At 58.9% G+C, this 16426-nt stretch carries 13 protein-coding genes and 1 pseudogene; 3 read left to right on the top strand and 11 right to left on the bottom strand.

Translation table 11 applies throughout. The annotated features are described in order from the left end of the window. Positions 1-3: 3 nt before the first annotated feature. The 3 genes and pseudogenes from glgX to asd all read right to left on the bottom strand — a co-directional run bounded on the left by glgX (position 4) and on the right by asd (position 5532). Positions 4-1986, bottom strand: a complete 1983-nt coding sequence (gene glgX / locus BJP61_RS02520; RefSeq protein ID WP_171997786.1) for a glycogen debranching protein GlgX — start codon at positions 1984-1986, stop codon at positions 4-6. Beyond that, positions 1973-4168 carry a 1,4-alpha-glucan branching enzyme gene (glgB, locus tag BJP61_RS02515; RefSeq protein WP_038867024.1) on the bottom strand — a complete coding sequence of 732 codons (2196 nt, stop codon included), beginning with the start codon at positions 4166-4168 and terminating at the stop codon, positions 1973-1975. The genes glgX and glgB overlap by 14 nt, the downstream gene beginning before the upstream one ends. 258 nt (positions 4169-4426) lie before the next feature. Continuing rightward, positions 4427-5532, bottom strand: a pseudogene (gene asd, locus BJP61_RS02510) (aspartate-semialdehyde dehydrogenase). Positions 5533-5701: 169 nt separating this feature from the next. Here asd and BJP61_RS02505 point away from each other — a divergent pair. Next, a complete protein-coding gene (locus BJP61_RS02505) occupies positions 5702-6295 on the top strand; it encodes a YhgN family NAAT transporter (RefSeq protein WP_038867019.1) in 594 nt (197 codons plus the stop codon). A 102-nt stretch (positions 6296-6397) separates the two neighbouring features. On the opposite strand, the gene gntU is transcribed toward BJP61_RS02505, so the two are convergent. From gntU to BJP61_RS02480, 5 genes are all read right to left on the bottom strand, one after another. Beyond that, entirely contained in the window at positions 6398-7738 is a 1341-nt protein-coding gene (gene gntU / locus BJP61_RS02500) for a gluconate transporter (RefSeq protein WP_038867017.1), read from the bottom strand. Positions 7739-7741: 3 nt separating this feature from the next. Next, complete coding sequence (gene gntK / locus BJP61_RS02495) at positions 7742-8269, bottom strand: gluconokinase (protein WP_038867014.1); 528 nt, start codon at positions 8267-8269, stop codon at positions 7742-7744. A 141-nt stretch (positions 8270-8410) separates the two neighbouring features. Beyond that, positions 8411-9406: a gluconate operon transcriptional repressor GntR gene (gene gntR, locus BJP61_RS02490; RefSeq protein WP_171997785.1), complete on the bottom strand. Its 996-nt coding sequence runs from the start codon at positions 9404-9406 to the stop codon at positions 8411-8413. A gap of 104 nt (positions 9407-9510) precedes the next feature. After that, positions 9511-10206 (bottom strand): pirin family protein, encoded by a 696-nt coding sequence (locus BJP61_RS02485; RefSeq protein WP_053531595.1) that lies wholly within the window; start codon positions 10204-10206, stop codon positions 9511-9513. A 121-nt stretch (positions 10207-10327) separates the two neighbouring features. Further along, the gene (locus tag BJP61_RS02480; RefSeq protein ID WP_171997784.1) at positions 10328-11368 is read right to left on the bottom strand and encodes an oxidoreductase; all 1041 of its coding nucleotides are present in this window, start codon (positions 11366-11368) and stop codon (positions 10328-10330) included. A gap of 272 nt (positions 11369-11640) precedes the next feature. On the opposite strand from BJP61_RS02480, the gene yhhY reads away from it, so the two are divergent. Continuing rightward, positions 11641-12138, top strand: coding sequence for an N-acetyltransferase (yhhY, locus tag BJP61_RS02475; RefSeq protein WP_075193295.1), 498 nt, complete (start codon positions 11641-11643; stop codon positions 12136-12138). Between the two features lie 117 nt (positions 12139-12255). On the opposite strand, the gene ggt is transcribed toward yhhY, so the two are convergent. Then, entirely contained in the window at positions 12256-14013 is a 1758-nt protein-coding gene (ggt, locus tag BJP61_RS02470) for a gamma-glutamyltransferase (RefSeq protein ID WP_171999228.1), read from the bottom strand. 129 nt (positions 14014-14142) lie between these two features. Between ggt and BJP61_RS02465 the strand changes: the two genes are divergently transcribed. Then, entirely contained in the window at positions 14143-14619 is a 477-nt protein-coding gene (locus tag BJP61_RS02465) for a DUF2756 family protein (RefSeq protein WP_171997783.1), read from the top strand. On the opposite strand, the gene ugpQ is transcribed toward BJP61_RS02465, so the two are convergent. Then, complete coding sequence (gene ugpQ, locus BJP61_RS02460; RefSeq protein ID WP_075193297.1) at positions 14616-15356, bottom strand: glycerophosphodiester phosphodiesterase; 741 nt, start codon at positions 15354-15356, stop codon at positions 14616-14618. The two genes, BJP61_RS02465 and ugpQ, sit on opposite strands and share 4 nt — an antisense overlap. After that, on the bottom strand, positions 15353-16426 hold the full coding sequence (locus BJP61_RS02455; protein ID WP_038866967.1) for a sn-glycerol-3-phosphate import ATP-binding protein UgpC: 1074 nt from the start codon (positions 16424-16426) through the stop codon (positions 15353-15355). The genes ugpQ and BJP61_RS02455 overlap by 4 nt, the downstream gene beginning before the upstream one ends.

The raw sequence follows: 16426 nt of genomic DNA, 5'->3' as shown, positions 1-16426 counted from the left end.
TGTTTATGACTTCTGGAAGACGCACACACCGTGCGCAGGCCCATGCCATACAGCCATGACAACCGGATTATCCTCTCCGGCAAATGGGGGAACGGCGCGCCACTCCCCTTCAGGTAATACGATCTCGCTTACTTCATCGTGGCCGTTAAGGGTAACAAGCCAGCGATCGGACAAGAGGATTTGCAGCAAGCGTGTGCCGCTGTGCCACTCCTCAGGCCGCATCGGCACGCCCGCGGCGTTCAGCCAGCGGACATTGCCGTCGTGCTCTTCCCACCAGGATGCGGCGGTCAGGGCCGGGATCTGCCTGCGCAGGCGGATCAGAGCGGCGGTAAACGAGACAAGCCCCTCGTCAGCCTGCGACCAGTCAAACCAGGTCAGTTCGTTATCCTGGCAATACGCGTTGTTATTGCCATGCTGGCTGTGACCGTGTTCATCGCCCGCCAGCAGCATCGGCGTGCCCTGCGACAGCAGCAGCGACGCCAGTAACGCGTGCGCGCTGGCGCGCCGCGCGTCCTGAATACTCTGCCCGCCGCCCAGGCCTTCATAACCGTGATTATTGCTGTGGTTTTCCCACGCGCCGTCGCGGTTATCTTCGCCGTTGGCTTCATTGTGTTTGCCGTTGAACGACACGCAGTCGCGTAGCGTAAAACCGTCATGCGCTGTCACCAGGTTGACGCTCGCCCACGGCTCGCGCCCGTCGCGGCGATACACATCCGCCGATGCGGCAAAGCGGGTGGCGAATTCGCCAGGCCCTGATTCACGGCGCAGCCAGAAGCGGCGCATATCGTCACGAAAACGGTCATTCCACTCGGCGAACGGCGGCGGGTAGTTACCTACCTGATAACCGCCTGGGCCGATATCCCACGGCTCGACGATAAGCTTCACGGCAGAGAGCGTCGGGTCGCGGCGCATCGCCTCGAAAAGCGGCGCGTCCTGACGGAACGCTGGCGTGCGGCCCATCACGGTCGCCAGATCAAACCGGAATCCGTCGACATGGCACGTCTCCACCCAGAATTTCAGGCAGCCCATGGCGTAATCCACCACCGCCGGATGGCTCAGGTTCAGCGTGTTACCGCAACCGGTCCAGTTGTGATAATCGCCATGGTCCTGTAACCAATAATAGCTACGGTTATCAATTCCGCGCAGGGATAAGGTCGGTCCTTCGAGATCCAGTTCGGCGCTGTGGTTGAGCACAACGTCGAGGATCACCTCAATACCCGCGTTGTGTAGCGCTTTAACCGCGTCGCGAAACTCATTCAATGCCGCCTGCGGCGTGGGCTGCGAGGCGTAGCGCGTCTCGGGTGCCCAGAGTGCGAGCGGGTTATATCCCCAGTAATTGGCAAGGCCGAGGCGTTGCAGGCGCGGCTCGCTACAAAATTTCGCCACCGGCTGTAACTCCAGGGCGGTAATACCGAGCCGTTGAAACCAGGCGATCATCGCCGGGTGGCCGAGCGCCGCGTAAGTGCCGCGCAGCGCGGGCGGGATAGCCGGGTGCAGGCGCGTTAAGCCGCGTACGTGCGCCTCGTAAATCACCGTTTCGCCCCAGGGGATAGCGGGCGGCGCGTCGTTTTCCCAGTCGTAACGGTCGTCCATCACCACCGCTTTGGGCATCACGTCGCGGTTGTCGCGCGGGTCCGGCGCGTCGATACCGCCATACAGGCGCGGGTCGTCCACGACATCCCCTTCCACACCGCGGGCGCAGGGGTCGAGCAACAGTTTGGCCGGGTTAAAGCGATGACCCTGCGCAGGGTTCCACGGGCCATGCACGCGGTAGCCGTAACGCAGGCCAGGCCGCGCGCCGGGCAGATAGCCGTGCCAGATATCGCCGCTGCGGGCGGGCAGCGCATAACGCGATTCGTTGCCGCTGTCGTCAAACACGCACAGCTCCACCTTTTCCGCATGCGCGGAAAACAGCGTGAAATTCACGCCTGCGCCGTCAAACCAGGCGCCAGGCGGAGCGGAACGGCCTGCGTTAAGCTGCATCATCTGCCTCTCTGACCAGCCAGATAGTGGCAAGCGGCGGCAGCGTGAGGGAGAGCGAGTTGTCGCGTCCGTGGCTTGCAATAGCCTCACTGCGCACCTTACCGCCGTTACCGGCGTTGCTGCCGTGGTAGTGCTGCGAGTCGGTATTGAGGATTTCACTCCACTCGCCCGGCTGGTTAATACCGAAGCGATAGTTGTGACGCACCACCGGCGTAAAGTTGCTGGCGACGATGATTTCATTCCCCTGCGAATCGCGGCGCACGAAGATAAATACCGAGTTCTGGTTATCCTCTACCACCAACCATTCGAAGCCATAGGGATCGAAATCAAGTTCATGCAGGGCTTTGTGGTGGCGATAGGTGGAATTGAGATCCCGCACCAGTCTTTGCACGCCGTGGTGCCAGTTGTCATCGCCTTCAAGCAGATGCCAGTCGAGGCTGGCGTCGTGGTTCCACTCGCGCCCCTGCGCAAACTCATTGCCCATGAACAGCAGTTTTTTGCCCGGGAAACCCCACATCCAGGCGTAGTAGGCGCGCAGATTGGCAAACTTCTGCCAGGCATCGCCGGGCATACGGTCGAGAATCGATTTTTTGCCATGCACCACTTCGTCGTGCGACAGCGGCAGAACGAAGTTTTCGGTGTAGTTGTAAATCATCCCGAAAGTCATTTTGTGGTGATGGTACTGGCGATAAACCGGGTCGAGTTTCATGTAGTCGAGCGTGTCGTGCATCCAGCCCAGGTTCCACTTGTACCAGAAGCCGAGACCGCCCGCAGACGGCGGACGGGAGACGCCCGGGAAATCGGTGGACTCCTCGGCCATGGTCACCGCGCCGTTTACCTGCTCGCCGATAATGCGGTTGGTGTTGCGCAGGAACTCCATTGCTTCGAGATTTTCACGCCCGCCGTACTGGTTTGGGATCCACTCGCCCTCTTTGCGGCTATAGTCGCGATAAATCATCGAGGCGACGGCGTCTACGCGCAACGCGTCGATGCCGAAACGCTCGGTCCAGTACAGCGCGTTGCCCACCAGGAAGTTGCTCACTTCGCGGCGGCCATAGTTGTAAATCAGTGTGTTCCAGTCCTGGTGATAGCCTTCGCGCGGGTCGCCGTGCTCATAAAGCGCGGTGCCGTCGAAATTCGCCAGCGCGAAATCATCGGAGGGGAAATGCCCCGGCACCCAGTCGAGAATGACATTCAGCCCGGCGGCGTGCGCGGCGTTGATAAAATAGCGGAACTCTTCGCGCGTGCCGAAACGGCGGGTGGGCGCGTACAGACCGGTCGGCTGATAGCCCCAGCTGCCATCAAACGGGTGTTCATTCACCGGCAGCAGTTCGATATGGGTAAAGCCCATCCACTTCACGTAAGGGATCAGCTGGTCGGCAAGCTCCCGGTAGCTCAGCCAGAAGTTGTTGTCGGTATGACGACGCCAGGAGCCGAGATGCACTTCGTAAATGGAAATGGGCGCGTCGAAACGGTTAGCGTCCTGACGCGCCGTATTGGGCGCTATTTTTTCCGGCAGCCCGCAGATAAGCGACGCGGTTTCCGGGCGCATCTGCGCCTCAAACGCGTACGGGTCGGATTTCATGCGCAGATGACCGTTGGCGTCGATCATCTCATATTTGTAGAGCTGGCCGTTGTGCGCGCCGGGGATGAACAACTCCCAGATGCCGCTCTCTTTACGCAGCCGCATCGGGTGGCGGCGGCCATCCCAATAGTTGAACTGTCCCACCACGGAGACGCGCTGCGCGTTCGGCGCCCAGACGGAGAAACGCGTGCCGGTGACGCCGTCCATCGTGTCCGGGTGCGCGCCGAGCGTTTCATAAGGCCGCAGATGGGTGCCTTCGGACAGCAGCCAGACATCCAGCTCCTGCAACAGCGGCCCGAAACGATAAGGATCATCAATCAGATTCTGCTGGCCGTGCCAGATCACGGCCAGCTGATAGCGAAATGGGTTTTTACGACGCGGCATCACGCCGCTGAAGAAACCGCGAGAATCCAGACACTCCAGCTTGCCCACTTTACGCCCGGTCTTAGGTTCAATGACCCAGACTTCGGTAGCGTCGGGAAGCAGCGCGCGGACTTCAATCCCGGCCTCGGTGGTGTGCATGCCCAGAACGGAGAAAGGATCCGAAAAATGGCCCGCGATCAGCGCATTAATCACGTCTCTTGAGACACGATCAGACATGGTTATCATCCTGTTTATTTGGTGCCGCCCCATTCCAGCCTTACGCCTGCGCGTCCGGTAGCGACACTCTTAATGACCTGAACGGGCAAAGCCTGAAACATTCCTTGAGCTGTGCCGTTCCACCTGGAAGTATGACGAGGATATCCCGCCTTGTGTTAAGCATAGCCAGGGGATTCCGTTACCCCTCAGAAAATATGAAACATTCGACTTTTCTTTAGTGACGCAGATAAAAAAAGAGCGCCGAAGCGCTCTTTTTGTTTAAGCCAGTTGACGCAGCATACGCCGCAGCGGTTCGGCGGCCCCCAGAGGAGCTGGTCGCCGACCGTGAACGCGGAGAGATACTCCGGCCCCATGTTAAGCTTGCGCAGGCGTCCGACCGGCGTGCTGAGCGTGCCAGTGACCGCCGCAGGCGTCAGTTCGCGCACGGTGATATCGCGGTCGTTTGGCACCACTTTCACCCAGTCGTTATGGCCCGCCAGCAGCGATTCGATAGTCGGCAGCGAGACATCTTTTTTAAGCTTCAGCGTAAACGCCTGGCTGTGGCAGCGCAGCGCGCCGATGCGCACGCACAGGCCATCGACCGGGATAACCGACGAGGTGCCGAGAATTTTGTTGGTCTCCGCCTGGCCTTTCCACTCTTCTCGGCTCTGGCCGTTATCGAGCTGTTTATCGATCCACGGAATAAGGCCGCCCGCCAGCGGTACGCCGAAATTATCCACCGGCAGGTCGCCGCTGCGGGTCAATGCCGTGACTTTCCGCTCGATATCAAGAATGGCGGAGGCCGGGTCGGCCAGTTCCGCCGCGACGTGCTGCTGCAACAGGCCCATCTGGTTCAGCAGTTCGCGCATATGGCGCGCGCCGCCGCCGGACGCCGCCTGATAAGTCGCGACAGAAACCCACTCCACCAGGTTTTCCGCGAACAGCCCGCCCAGCGACATCAGCATCAGGCTGACGGTGCAGTTACCGCCGACAAACGTCTTCACGCCGTTATTCAGGCCGTCGGTAATCACATGCTGGTTCACCGGGTCGAGAATAATAATGGCGTCGTCTTTCATGCGTAGTGAAGACGCCGCGTCAATCCAGTAACCCTGCCAGCCGCTTTCACGGAGCTTTGGATAGATTTCGTTGGTATAATCGCCGCCCTGGCAGGTCACGATAATGTCCAGCGCCTTCAGCGCGTCAAGATCGTAAGCGTCCTGAAGCGTGCCGCCGCCCTGTGCGCCGAAAGCGGGCGCGGGCTGGCCGAGCTGGGAAGTAGAGAAAAAGACAGGACGAATGGCGTCAAAATCGCGCTCTTCCACCATGCGTTGCATGAGTACAGAGCCGACCATACCGCGCCAGCCGATAAAACCAACATTTTTCATAACCCGTGTTCCTGCGAGATGTGCTTTGTGTGCGTGTCGGGAGATACCCGTAGATACTTTCACCATACAAAATGCAGCTAAAGTGGCAAGTGAAATTAATCAATGATCGTCTGAACATCAGAAACAGAGCTAATCAGGCGTCGCGTTTACCGTTATCAGGACTCTTTTCATGAATGACATTCTCTCCGCCGCCGTCCTGCTGATCCTGATTATGGATCCGCTGGGCAACCTGCCGATTTTCATGTCGGTGCTCAAGCATACCGAGCCGAAACGCCGCCGGGCGATTATGGTGCGCGAGCTGTTTATCGCGCTGCTGCTGATGCTTATTTTCCTGTTCGCGGGCGAGAAAATCCTCGCGTTCCTGAACCTGCGCGCGGAAACCGTCTCTATTTCCGGCGGCATTATTCTCTTCCTTATTGCTATCAAAATGATTTTCCCAAGCCAGGAGGGCAACAGCACCGGCCTGCCTGCGGGCGAAGAGCCCTTTATCGTGCCGCTGGCGATCCCGCTGGTGGCGGGCCCAACGCTGCTCGCGACGCTCATGCTGCTCTCGCACCAGTATCCGAACCAGATGGGGCATCTGGTTATCGCGCTGCTGCTCGCCTGGGGCGGCACGTTCGCCATCCTGTTGCAGTCGTCGCTGTTCCTGCGCCTGCTCGGTGAAAAAGGCGTGAACGCGCTGGAGCGCCTGATGGGCCTGGTGCTGGTGATGCTCGCCACCCAGATGTTCCTGGACGGCATCCGGGCGTGGATGAAGGGGTAAAAAAAGGGCTTCCACTGGGAAGCCCTTTTATTGTCAGCCCTGCCCCCGGGAGAAGGCTTAAGGCTGACAAAAAACCGCCGGGTAATATCGAAGAAATCGTTATCAGGACAGTAGTGTAAACGCGATCATCCCGACAATGGCGCCGGTGGTGCCGAGCAGCGTTTCCATCATCGTCCAGGTTTTCAGGGTCTCCCCTTCAGTGGCGCCGGTAAACTTACCGAACAGCCAGAACCCGGCGTCGTTAACGTGGCTCACCACAATCGAGCCGCCCGCGATACAAATGGACAGCGCCGCAAGCTGCGCGCCGGAGAAGTGAAGCTGTTCAATAACCGGCATCACCAGCCCGACGGCCGTGAGACAGGCCACGGTCGCGGAGCCCTGAATAATGCGCACCGCCGCCGCCAGCACAAAGCAGGTGACGGCAATCGGCAGGCCCACGCCGGTCAGCGCTGCGCCGAGCGCCGGGCCGACGCCGGAATCCACCAGCACCTGTTTGAACACGCCGCCTGCGCCAATCACCAGCAGAATAATGCCCGCCGGTTGCAGCGCCTGGCCGCAGACCGCCATGACCTTCTCTTTTTCCATGCCCTGACGACGCGCCAGACCGTAAATTGCCACCAGGCACGCGACCAGAATCGCGGTAAACGGATGGCCGATAAACTGCAGCCATTCGTAGAGCGTGGAGCCCTGCTCGGTAAAGCGCGCGGCGATGGTTTTAAGACCCACCAGCACCAGCGGCAGCAGGATCAGCGCAAGGCTAAAGCCAAAAGACGGCAGTTTGCCCTCGCCCAGATGCGGTTCGCTGATATCGTCAGGAATATGCAGTTCCACATAACGGCTGATGAAATTGCCAAACAGCGGCCCGGCCACCAGCATGCCCGGAATGGCGGCGCACAGCCCGATTAAAATCATCCAGCCGAAATCGGCGTGCATCTGGGAGGCAAGCAGCATTGGCGCAGGCCCCGGCAGCAGGAACGCGGCAGCGGCGGCGACGCCTGCGAACAGCGGGATCACAAGCTTCACCAGGTTGGTGCCGGTGTGGCGCGCCATCGAAAACGCGACGCTAATCAGCAATACGATCGCCACTTCGAAAAACAGCGGCAGCGCGCAGATGAGGCCCGCAAGACCAATCGCATAATGCGCCCGGCTATGGCCGAACGATTTCAGCATTTTGACCGCAATCTGGTCGACCGCGCCGGTTTCATGCAGGATTTTGCCGAACATGGCGCCCAGCGCCACGACGACGGCCAGAAAACCGAGCGTGCCGCCCATGCCTTTTTCCATGGTGGCGGCGATTTTATCGAGCGGCATGCCGGAGAAAAGCCCGGCACCGATGGACACCACCATCAGCGCCACGAAGGCGTGCATTCGCGCCTTCATCACTAAAAACAACAGAAGTAAAACGGACCCTACTGCCGTTAAAACGAGGGTTAATGTATTCACAACTTACTGGCCTTTGTTGATAAGCGCGATCGTGCTGTCGATAACGTCGTCAAGCGACTGGTTGATATCCACAAACAACACATCTTTTTCATCTTCCTGCGGGGCTTCCAGCGCCTCGAACTGGGTCACCAGCATTTGCGGCTTGAAGAAGTGCCCTTTACGCGCGCGCAGGCGGCTTTCGATCACTTCAAAATCGCCTTTCAGCCAGATGAAAGAGAGATTCGGATTGCCGCTGCGCAGAATGTCGCGGTAGCGCTTTTTCAGCGCCGAGCAGACGATCAGCGACACTTTGTTGGTGCGTTGCATCGCGAAGGCGGCGTCGTTGAGCGCCTGTAGCCACGGCGTGCGGTCATCATCATTAAGCGGATCGCCGGACGCCATTTTCATAATGTTGCGGCGCGGATGCAGAAAGTCGCCATCCAGAAACGCCGCTTTCAGACGATGCGCGACTTCGCTGGCGACAACGGATTTCCCGCTGCCGGAAACGCCCATCAGGATATAAATGTGGTGATCATGATTGGTCGTGCTCATTGCAGAACTCCCCTGGCAAAGGCATTACGGATAATGTTACGGGTAACTGTTAACGGTAACATTGTCTGGCTCACACTGAAAATTAGCAATTTCCGCAGGAGGCCAGTGTGAATAAGTGTGAACTAGCTCAAATTTGTGGGATTAAATTGAGCCGCCCGGCGAGAGCGTAAAACCGAGATCGAGCATCTGCGGCGTGACGGTTTCGCCACGGATGCGCGCCAGCAGGCGTTCCGCGCCGATGCGTCCCATGCGCTCGCGCGGCGTAAGCACGCTGGCGAGCTGCGGCTCCATCACCTGCCCGATATCGTGGCCGTGGAAGCCGGCGATAGCCATATCGTCAGGAATACGCAGACCCAGGCGCTGACACTCGAACGCGGCGCCGATAGCGAGATCGTCATTGGTGCAGAAAATACTGTCGAGCTGCGGATATTCGCGCCGCGCCTGCCGCAGCAGTTCGCTGCCGGTAGAGAATGACGAAGAGTGCTCCACCATGACGCTGTAAGGCGTCAGCCCAGCGTCAAGCATCGCCTGCTCGTAGCCTTTCTGTTTCATGATGGTGCGTTCATCAAGACGCGCGCCGAGATACGCGACGTGACGATGGCCGCGGGCGATAATTTCCGCCGTCATCTGGCGCGCGGCGTCGAAGTTATCAAACCCTACGGCGATATCGAGGCAGGGCGAGACGCTGTCCATCAGTTCCACCACCGGAATGCCCGCTACTTCAATCATCTTCAGCGTGCGCTGCGTGTGGTTGCGCTCGGTTAAAATCAGCCCGTCAATATTCCAGGAGAGCATCGATTCCAGACGTTCTTCCTCCAGCTCCGGCTTATAGCCGTAGTGGGCAAGCATGGTTTGATAACCGTGCGCGTCGATAACGCTTTCAATGCCGCGTAAGACTTCGGCAAATACCTGGTTGGTCAGAGAGGGCAGCAACACGCCAATAGCGCGGCTGGTAGCGTTGGAGAGAATATCCGGCGCGCGGTTGGGAATGTAGCCAAGATCGTCCAGCGCCGCCGCGATTTTACTGCGCAGCGCCAGCGAGACTTGCTCGGGGTTGCGCAGATAGCGGCTGATGGTCATTTTGGTCACGCCGACGCGATCGGCCACATCCTGAAGTACCGGTCTTCTCTTTTTCATCGTCCTGAAGGGGGGATAAGGTCATGGGTAATAACCAGTTTATCACGGACGCGCAACAACCTTCCCCTGTTTAGAGGAAGGTTGCGAGTGAGGTTAAGGAATTATCAGACCGGCGGCAGATCGAACAGCAGGATTTCGCTGTCGCTGTCGGCGCGGATGGCAAGCGTCGCTTCGTCCCAGATAGCCAGGCCGTCGCTGGTGGTCGCGCGGGTGCCGTTAATGGTCACATCGCCTTTCACCACCTGGATCCAGACGCGACGACCGGCAGCCGGCGTGTACTCGCCCTCTTCGCCATTGGGCAGCGCCCAGCGCGACAGTTCCATATCCTGATGCACTTTCAGCGACCCGTCGCGGGCGTCCGGCGACAGCACCAGCTGGCGGCCCTGGGCGGCGTCGAAGCGGCGCTGCTCATAACGCGGTTCGATGCCGTTTTCAGACGGGATTATCCAGATCTGATACAGACGCAGACGCTCGGTGGCGCTCGGGTTGTATTCCGAGTGGCGAACCCCGGTGCCGGCGCTCATTATCTGAAACTCACCGGCAGGCACCTGTTCTTTGTTGCCCATGCTGTCCTGATGTTCTACCGCGCCTTCCAGCACGTAGGTCAGAATTTCCATATCTTTATGCGGGTGCGTACCGAAGCCCTGACCGGCGTCGATGACGTCGTCGTTGATCACCCGCAGGGCGGAGAAGCCCATAAAATTCGGGTCGTAGTAGTTGGCGAAAGAAAAAGTGTGCCAGGAATCGAGCCAGCCGTGGTTAGCATGGCCACGTTCATTTGCTTTGCGTAAATAGATCATCGTGTACCCCCTTAGCGATTTGATGGGGTAAGTGTGTACCCGAACGGTTCGCGATCATAGAGGGTGAAAATTGACTCCTCTGTTCAAATTTTGTGAATAAGAACAGAGGAGCCGGTAACCCCTATTTCGCAAGGGTTACCGTGGCAGGAGACGCCTGCTCGAAACCGCGTTCGAGGATCTCCAGATTGGTGAGCACTTCAGATTCTCTGACATAATTCGGCGCGCCGTTAACCAGGGTGTCATAGAGCGCGTCATACACGCGGCCATAGTCGCCCACTTCCGGTTTTATCTCTTCACGCACCGTTTCGCCCCGCTCGTTGACATACTCCAGCCGCCCTGTGCTTTCATCCGCCGCAAAGCCCGGTTCGCCCGGCATGATCCCGGCCTTCAGGCTGGTCTCCTGCTGGTCGATGCCATATTTGATAAACGAGCCCTTTTTGCCGTGGACGATAAATTTCGGGTAGTCGATTTTGACGTAATGGCTGGTCTTCACAATGGCTTTCAAATCGCCATAAAACAGCTGCGCCTCAAAGGTGTCGTCCGGGTTGGCCTTATTGCGCAGGCTGCGGATGTCGTAGCTGACGTGATCGGGCCGGCCAAACAGCGAAATAATCTGATCCATCGTATGCACGCCGAGTCCGAAAAACATGCCGTCCTCCGGCAGGCCCGGTTTGGTTTCCGCCTCCGGGCGGTAGTAATCGAAATGGCTTTCGATTTCGACAATCTCGCCCAGTTTGCCGCTCTCAATTACCTTGCGAGCGGTGAGGAAGCAGGCGTCGAACCGGCGATTCTGATACGGCGTGACCACCAGCCCCTTGCTCTTCGCCAGATCCAGCAGCAGGCGCGCATCCGCGACGCTTGTCGTGAACGGCTTCTCCACCAGCACGTTTTTCCCGGCTTCCAGCGCGCGTTTCGCGTAGTCGAAATGGCTGTCGGCGTGGGTGCAGATAACCACCAGCTTCACCGAGTCGTCGTTCAGGATGTCATCCAGCACGCTGGTGAAGTGAATATGCTGATAACGCGGATGGCTTTCCAGCTCCGGTTTAGGATGACGGCGGAAAATATGCGCGACGTGAAATGTCTCTTTGCGGTGTAAAACGTAGGGAAGATGGTAGCGGGTGGTGCTTTTGCCAAAACCAATAAAAGCGCAGTTAATCGTCATTGCCCGATCCTTATAGCGAGTTAAAGCGTTGGTTTAACCATAGATCATCAGGCAAAAAAAAAGCCAGCACCCGGCTGGCTAAGAAATACTGGAAGCAATGTGAGCAATGTCGTGCTTTCAGGATGATTCCGTTGGGGTTCCCCTGAACGCATGGCAATAATAATCATTATCATTCGCATGTGTCCAGCCTTTTTTGAAAAAAATTTGGGAATTGACCACAAAGAAAAAACCATTGATGTTGAGAGGGTTATCGGAAAACACAGGGGAACGCCATGAATGACGTCGTGGTAAGACATGCAGAAGCTGACGATGCGCAGGCGTTGCAGCAGATCCACACAATGCCGGAGATCATCCACAACACGCTGCAAATCCCGCATCCGTCGCTGGCGATGTGGCGCGACCGGCTCGGCGCGCCGCAGCCGGGGCGTCGTCAGTTAGTGGCGTGCATTGACGAGCAGGTGGTGGGCCATCTGGCCTTAACGGTCGAGCAGAACCCGCGCCGCAGCCATGTAGCGACATTCGGGATGAGCGTGCATCCGGCGTGGCGCAACCGCGGCGTGGCCTCGGCGTTGATGCGTGAAATGGTGAACCTGTGCGATAACTGGCTGCGTATTGAGCGAATAGAGCTGACGGTGTTTGTCGATAATGCGCCTGCGCTGGCGGTATATCGTAAATTCGGGTTCGAGACGGAAGGCACAGGCCGCCGTTACGCCCTGCGCGACGGGGAGTATGTGGACGCGTACTTTATGGCGCGAATGAAGGCCGGTTAACGGGCGCTGGCGGAGGTTGTTAAGGCGGGCGCGCGTGGCTTACCCGCCCAGGCGAACCCTGTCGCCGTTTTTAATGCACGCCCGCCTTTCGCATTACGCGATACGGCGGGCGCTACCTTAATACCCCGCCGTTAAATCATCCACGCTGCGCGGGTCGGACGCGCCATAAAGCGCCCCGTCCGGGCCAATCATAATGCTCTGGGTGCTGCCCATCGCCTCTTTCACCGCCACGTTCTGCCCTTTTTCACGCAGCAGCTTCAGCGTATCCGGGCTAAAGCCCTTCTCCACCCACAGCTGATCCGGCAGCCACTGATGATGGAAACGCGGCGCGTTAGTGGCTTCCGCCACGTTCATACCGAAATCGATTGAGTTCACGACCATCTGCAATACGGTAGTAATAATACGGCTGCCGCCCGGGCTGCCGGTCACCAGCCAGGTTTTGCCATCCTTCACGACAATCGTCGGCGACATCGACGACAGCGGGCGCTTTTTCGGCCCTACGGCGTTCGCATCGCCCCCCACCAGACCATAAACGTTCGGCGTGCCCGGCTTCGCGGAGAAATCGTCCATCTGGTTATTCATCAGAATACCGGTATCGCCCGCCACAATGCCGCTGCCGAAGGTGGTGTTCAGCGTGTAGGTCACCGCCACCGCGTTGCCGTCTTTATCGACAACCGAGAAATGCGTCGTCTGGTTGCTCTCATAAGGCGCGAGATTGCCAGGCTTTATCTCCTTTGACGGCCGCGCTTTATTCACATCAATCTGCTGCGCCAGCGTTTTTGCGTAATCCTTGCTGGTCAGCGCCTGCCAGGGCACCTTCACGAAATCGGGGTCACCCAGATATTCCGAGCGGTCGGCGTAGGCATATTTTTCCGCCTCGGCCATTATCTGCATCGCGTCAGCGCTGCCGAAACCATATTTATGCAGGTCGAAATTTTCCAGAATATTAAGGATTTGCACAATGTGGATCCCGCCGGACGACGGCGGTGGCATTGAGTACACCTGATAACCGCGATAGCCGCCGCTCACAGGCGTGCGCTCCACCGCTCTGTAATTCGCCAGATCGGCTTTAGTGATAAGCCCGCCGTTTTTCGCCATTTCATCAGCTATCTGATCGGCGATGGGGCCTTTATAAAAGGCGTCCGGGCCATTTTTAGCGATAAGCTCAAGGCTTTTCGCGAGGTTCGCCTGCACCAGTTTGTCGCCTTTCTGGTAAGGATTGCCGTCCTGTTTCCAGAATATCGCTTTACTGGCCGGGTGGTTCGGGAGCGTCTCCACGCCGTAGGTTTTTAAATCGATAGCCAGCGCGTCGTTTACCGTAAAGCCGTCACGCGCCAGCGCAATGGCGGGCTGGATAACGTTATCGAGCGACATCGTGCCATATTTTTGCAGCGCCAGCGCGAAGCCCGCGACGCTGCCCGGCGTGCCGGAGGCGAGATGTGAAGTGAGCGATTTTTTACTGTCGGCGTTGCCCTGCGCGTCGAGGAACATATCGCGCGTGGCTTTCTCTGGCGCCATTTCGCGAAAATCGATCGCGGTCACTTTGCCGTCTTTGGTGCGCAGCATCATAAAACCGCCGCCGCCGAGGTTACCGGCCTGCGGGTGTGTGACCGCCAGCGCGAACCCTACTGCGACCGCCGCATCCACCGCGTTGCCGCCCCGCTTCAGCACATCGACGCCCACCTGGGTCGCGGCGGCATCCACAGACGCCACCATGCCGTGTTCGGCGCGCACCGGATGAAACACATCCTCTTCAACGCCATAGGAGACCGGCGCAGGCGCCGCAACGGGCGGAGGCGCTGCCGCCGCCGATACGCAAAAGGCTGCCGCCAGCGCGGCTATCGCGGTCTGGCGTACGGTTTTCCACTGCATCATCATTATTTTTCTCCGGTTCTTGTCTGGGACACTCCCCGGATCAAGTCTGGTTCACAACTCTTAAAAGATCATCGTGTTGTCACAGAGGGAGTAAACTTAAAAGATCTTCCATACGGGGAGGGAAATACCATGAAACGTTACTTACTGATTGCCGCCGCGCTGCCGCTGGCGGCGCTGGCCGAACCCATCAACGTCCTCAATAACCCGAACCAGCCGGGGTACGTAAACCCCAGCCAGCAACGTTTACAGACGCAGATGCAAAGCCAGCAGATCCAGCAAAAAGGTATGCTGAACCAGCAGCTCCAGACGCAGAGCCGTCTGCAACAGCAGAACCTGCAAACGCAGATGAACGCCAACACGCAGCGTATTCAGCAGAACCAGCCGGGGAATCTGAACCCGCAGCGGGAGCAGGTACTGCCGAACACCAACGGCGGTATGCTGAACGGCAACAGCGGCAGTTCGCAGCACATGCTGAACAGCACCGGCAGCAGCGGCGCGACGCTGAACAGCCCTCAGCAGACGCATATGATCCAGCCGCACCAGAACGGTGACATGCTGCGGCAAAACGGCGCTACCTTAAACACAAATAGCGCCATCGCGCCTTAAGCGCGGAAATCAGGCCCTATCTCGTCAATCGCGTCGGTGCAGATGCAGTCAACGCCCCAGGCGAGCAATTCCAGCGCGCGCCGGGGCGAATTGACGGTATAGACCAGGATGCGCAGCCCGGCGTCTTTAAGCTGTCTGACGCGCGCCTGATCCAGCAGCTTGTGGTTGAGGTGAATCGACACACAGCCAAGCCGCGTGGTCAGCGCCTGCCAGTCATCGCGCCACTCATCCAGCAACAGCCCGCGCGGCAACTCCGCGGCGGCCTGTTGCGCCGCTTCCAGCGCCTCGACAGAAAATGACGAGAGCAGCGGCGCGGTCATCCCCTGCCAGAGTTCACGTGCGGCCAGCGCCACCACGCGCCCGGTTTCTTCATCGGCGCCGGTCGTCGGTTTGATCTCGATATTCGCCATCATGCGGTGTTCACGGCAGCGCTGCGCCACCTCGCTCATCAGCGCCAGCTTCTCGCCTTTAAACGCGCCGCTGTACCAGCCGCCGGCATCCACTTTCAGCAGGTCATCCCAGTTCAGCTCGCCCGCCACGCCCCAGCCGTTGCTGGTACGTTCAAGCGTGTCGTCATGCAGCAGGAAAATCTGGCCGTCTTTCGAAAGCTTGACGTCAAACTCAATCATGGCGTGCCCCAGACGCGCGCCGGTGTCGATCGCCGCCAGCGTGTTTTCCGGCGCCAGTCTGCCGCCGCCGCGGTGAGCGACGATCGGAGGATATGGCCAGTTGCTCATAGTCGTTGTCCTGTTTCACCGTCAAAAAAGTGCAGATGGGTTTCCGGCAGGTGTAGCCACAGCTGGCTGCCCGGCTGTGGGCGCTCCTGATGCGCGAGGCGCGCCACCACTTTCTGGCTGCCCCAGCGGCCATGCGCGAGATTATCCGCGCCCAGCATTTCCAGCGTATCGAGCGGCAGCGGCACGCCGCCTGCGGCTTGTGAGCTTAACGCAATATGTTCCGGGCGGATACCCAGCGTCACTTTCCGTCCGGCGAGCGTTTTATGCAGCCCGCCAAGCGGCAGAGAGAGACCGCCGTCAACGTCAAAATGGGTTCCGTTGGCGTTAACGCGCCCTTCCAGCAGGTTCATCGCCGGGCTGCCGATAAAGCTCGCCACAAAGCGGCTGGCGGGCCTTTCATACACATCAACCGGCGTACCTATCTGCTCCGCCACGCCTTTGTTCATCACCATCACGCGCTGGGCGAGTGTCATCGCTTCTACCTGATCGTGCGTGACGTACAGCGATGTGGTGCGCAGGCGGCGGTGCAACTGTTGCAGCTCAAGGCGCATCTGCACGCGCAGTTTGGCGTCGAGGTTAGAGAGCGGCTCGTCAAAGAGAAACACTGCCGGGTCGCGCACGATGGCGCGGCCCATTGCCACGCGCTGCCGCTGCCCGCCGGAGAGTTCGCGCGGGCGGCGCTTCAGCAGCCCGTCCAGCTCCAGAATACGCGCGGCTTCTTTGACACGCTCGGCGATATGCGCTTTGCCCATGCCGCGAATTTTCAGGCCCCAGGCCATGTTCTCCTCCACGTTCATGTGCGGGTAGAGGGCGTAGTTCTGGAACACCATCGCGATGCCGCGCTCTTTGGGTTCCATTTCCGTGACGCGCTGGCGGTCGATCCAGATATCGCCGCTCGTCACCCGCTCAAGCCCGGCCACCATACGCAGCAGCGTGGATTTGCCGCAGCCGGACGGGCCGACCATCACGATAAATTCGCCATCCGCCACGTCGACCGTCAGGGGCTGGATCACCTGTGTTTTGCCGTTATCCCAGCTTTTGGTCACCGCCTGAAGTTTTAAACCTGCCAT

Source organism: Cronobacter sp. JZ38, assembly GCF_008932145.1.
GTDB lineage: Bacteria > Pseudomonadota > Gammaproteobacteria > Enterobacterales > Enterobacteriaceae > Cronobacter > Cronobacter muytjensii.
The sequence above is the reverse complement of the archived record's forward strand: the minus strand, read 5'-3'. Positions and strand labels throughout refer to the sequence as shown.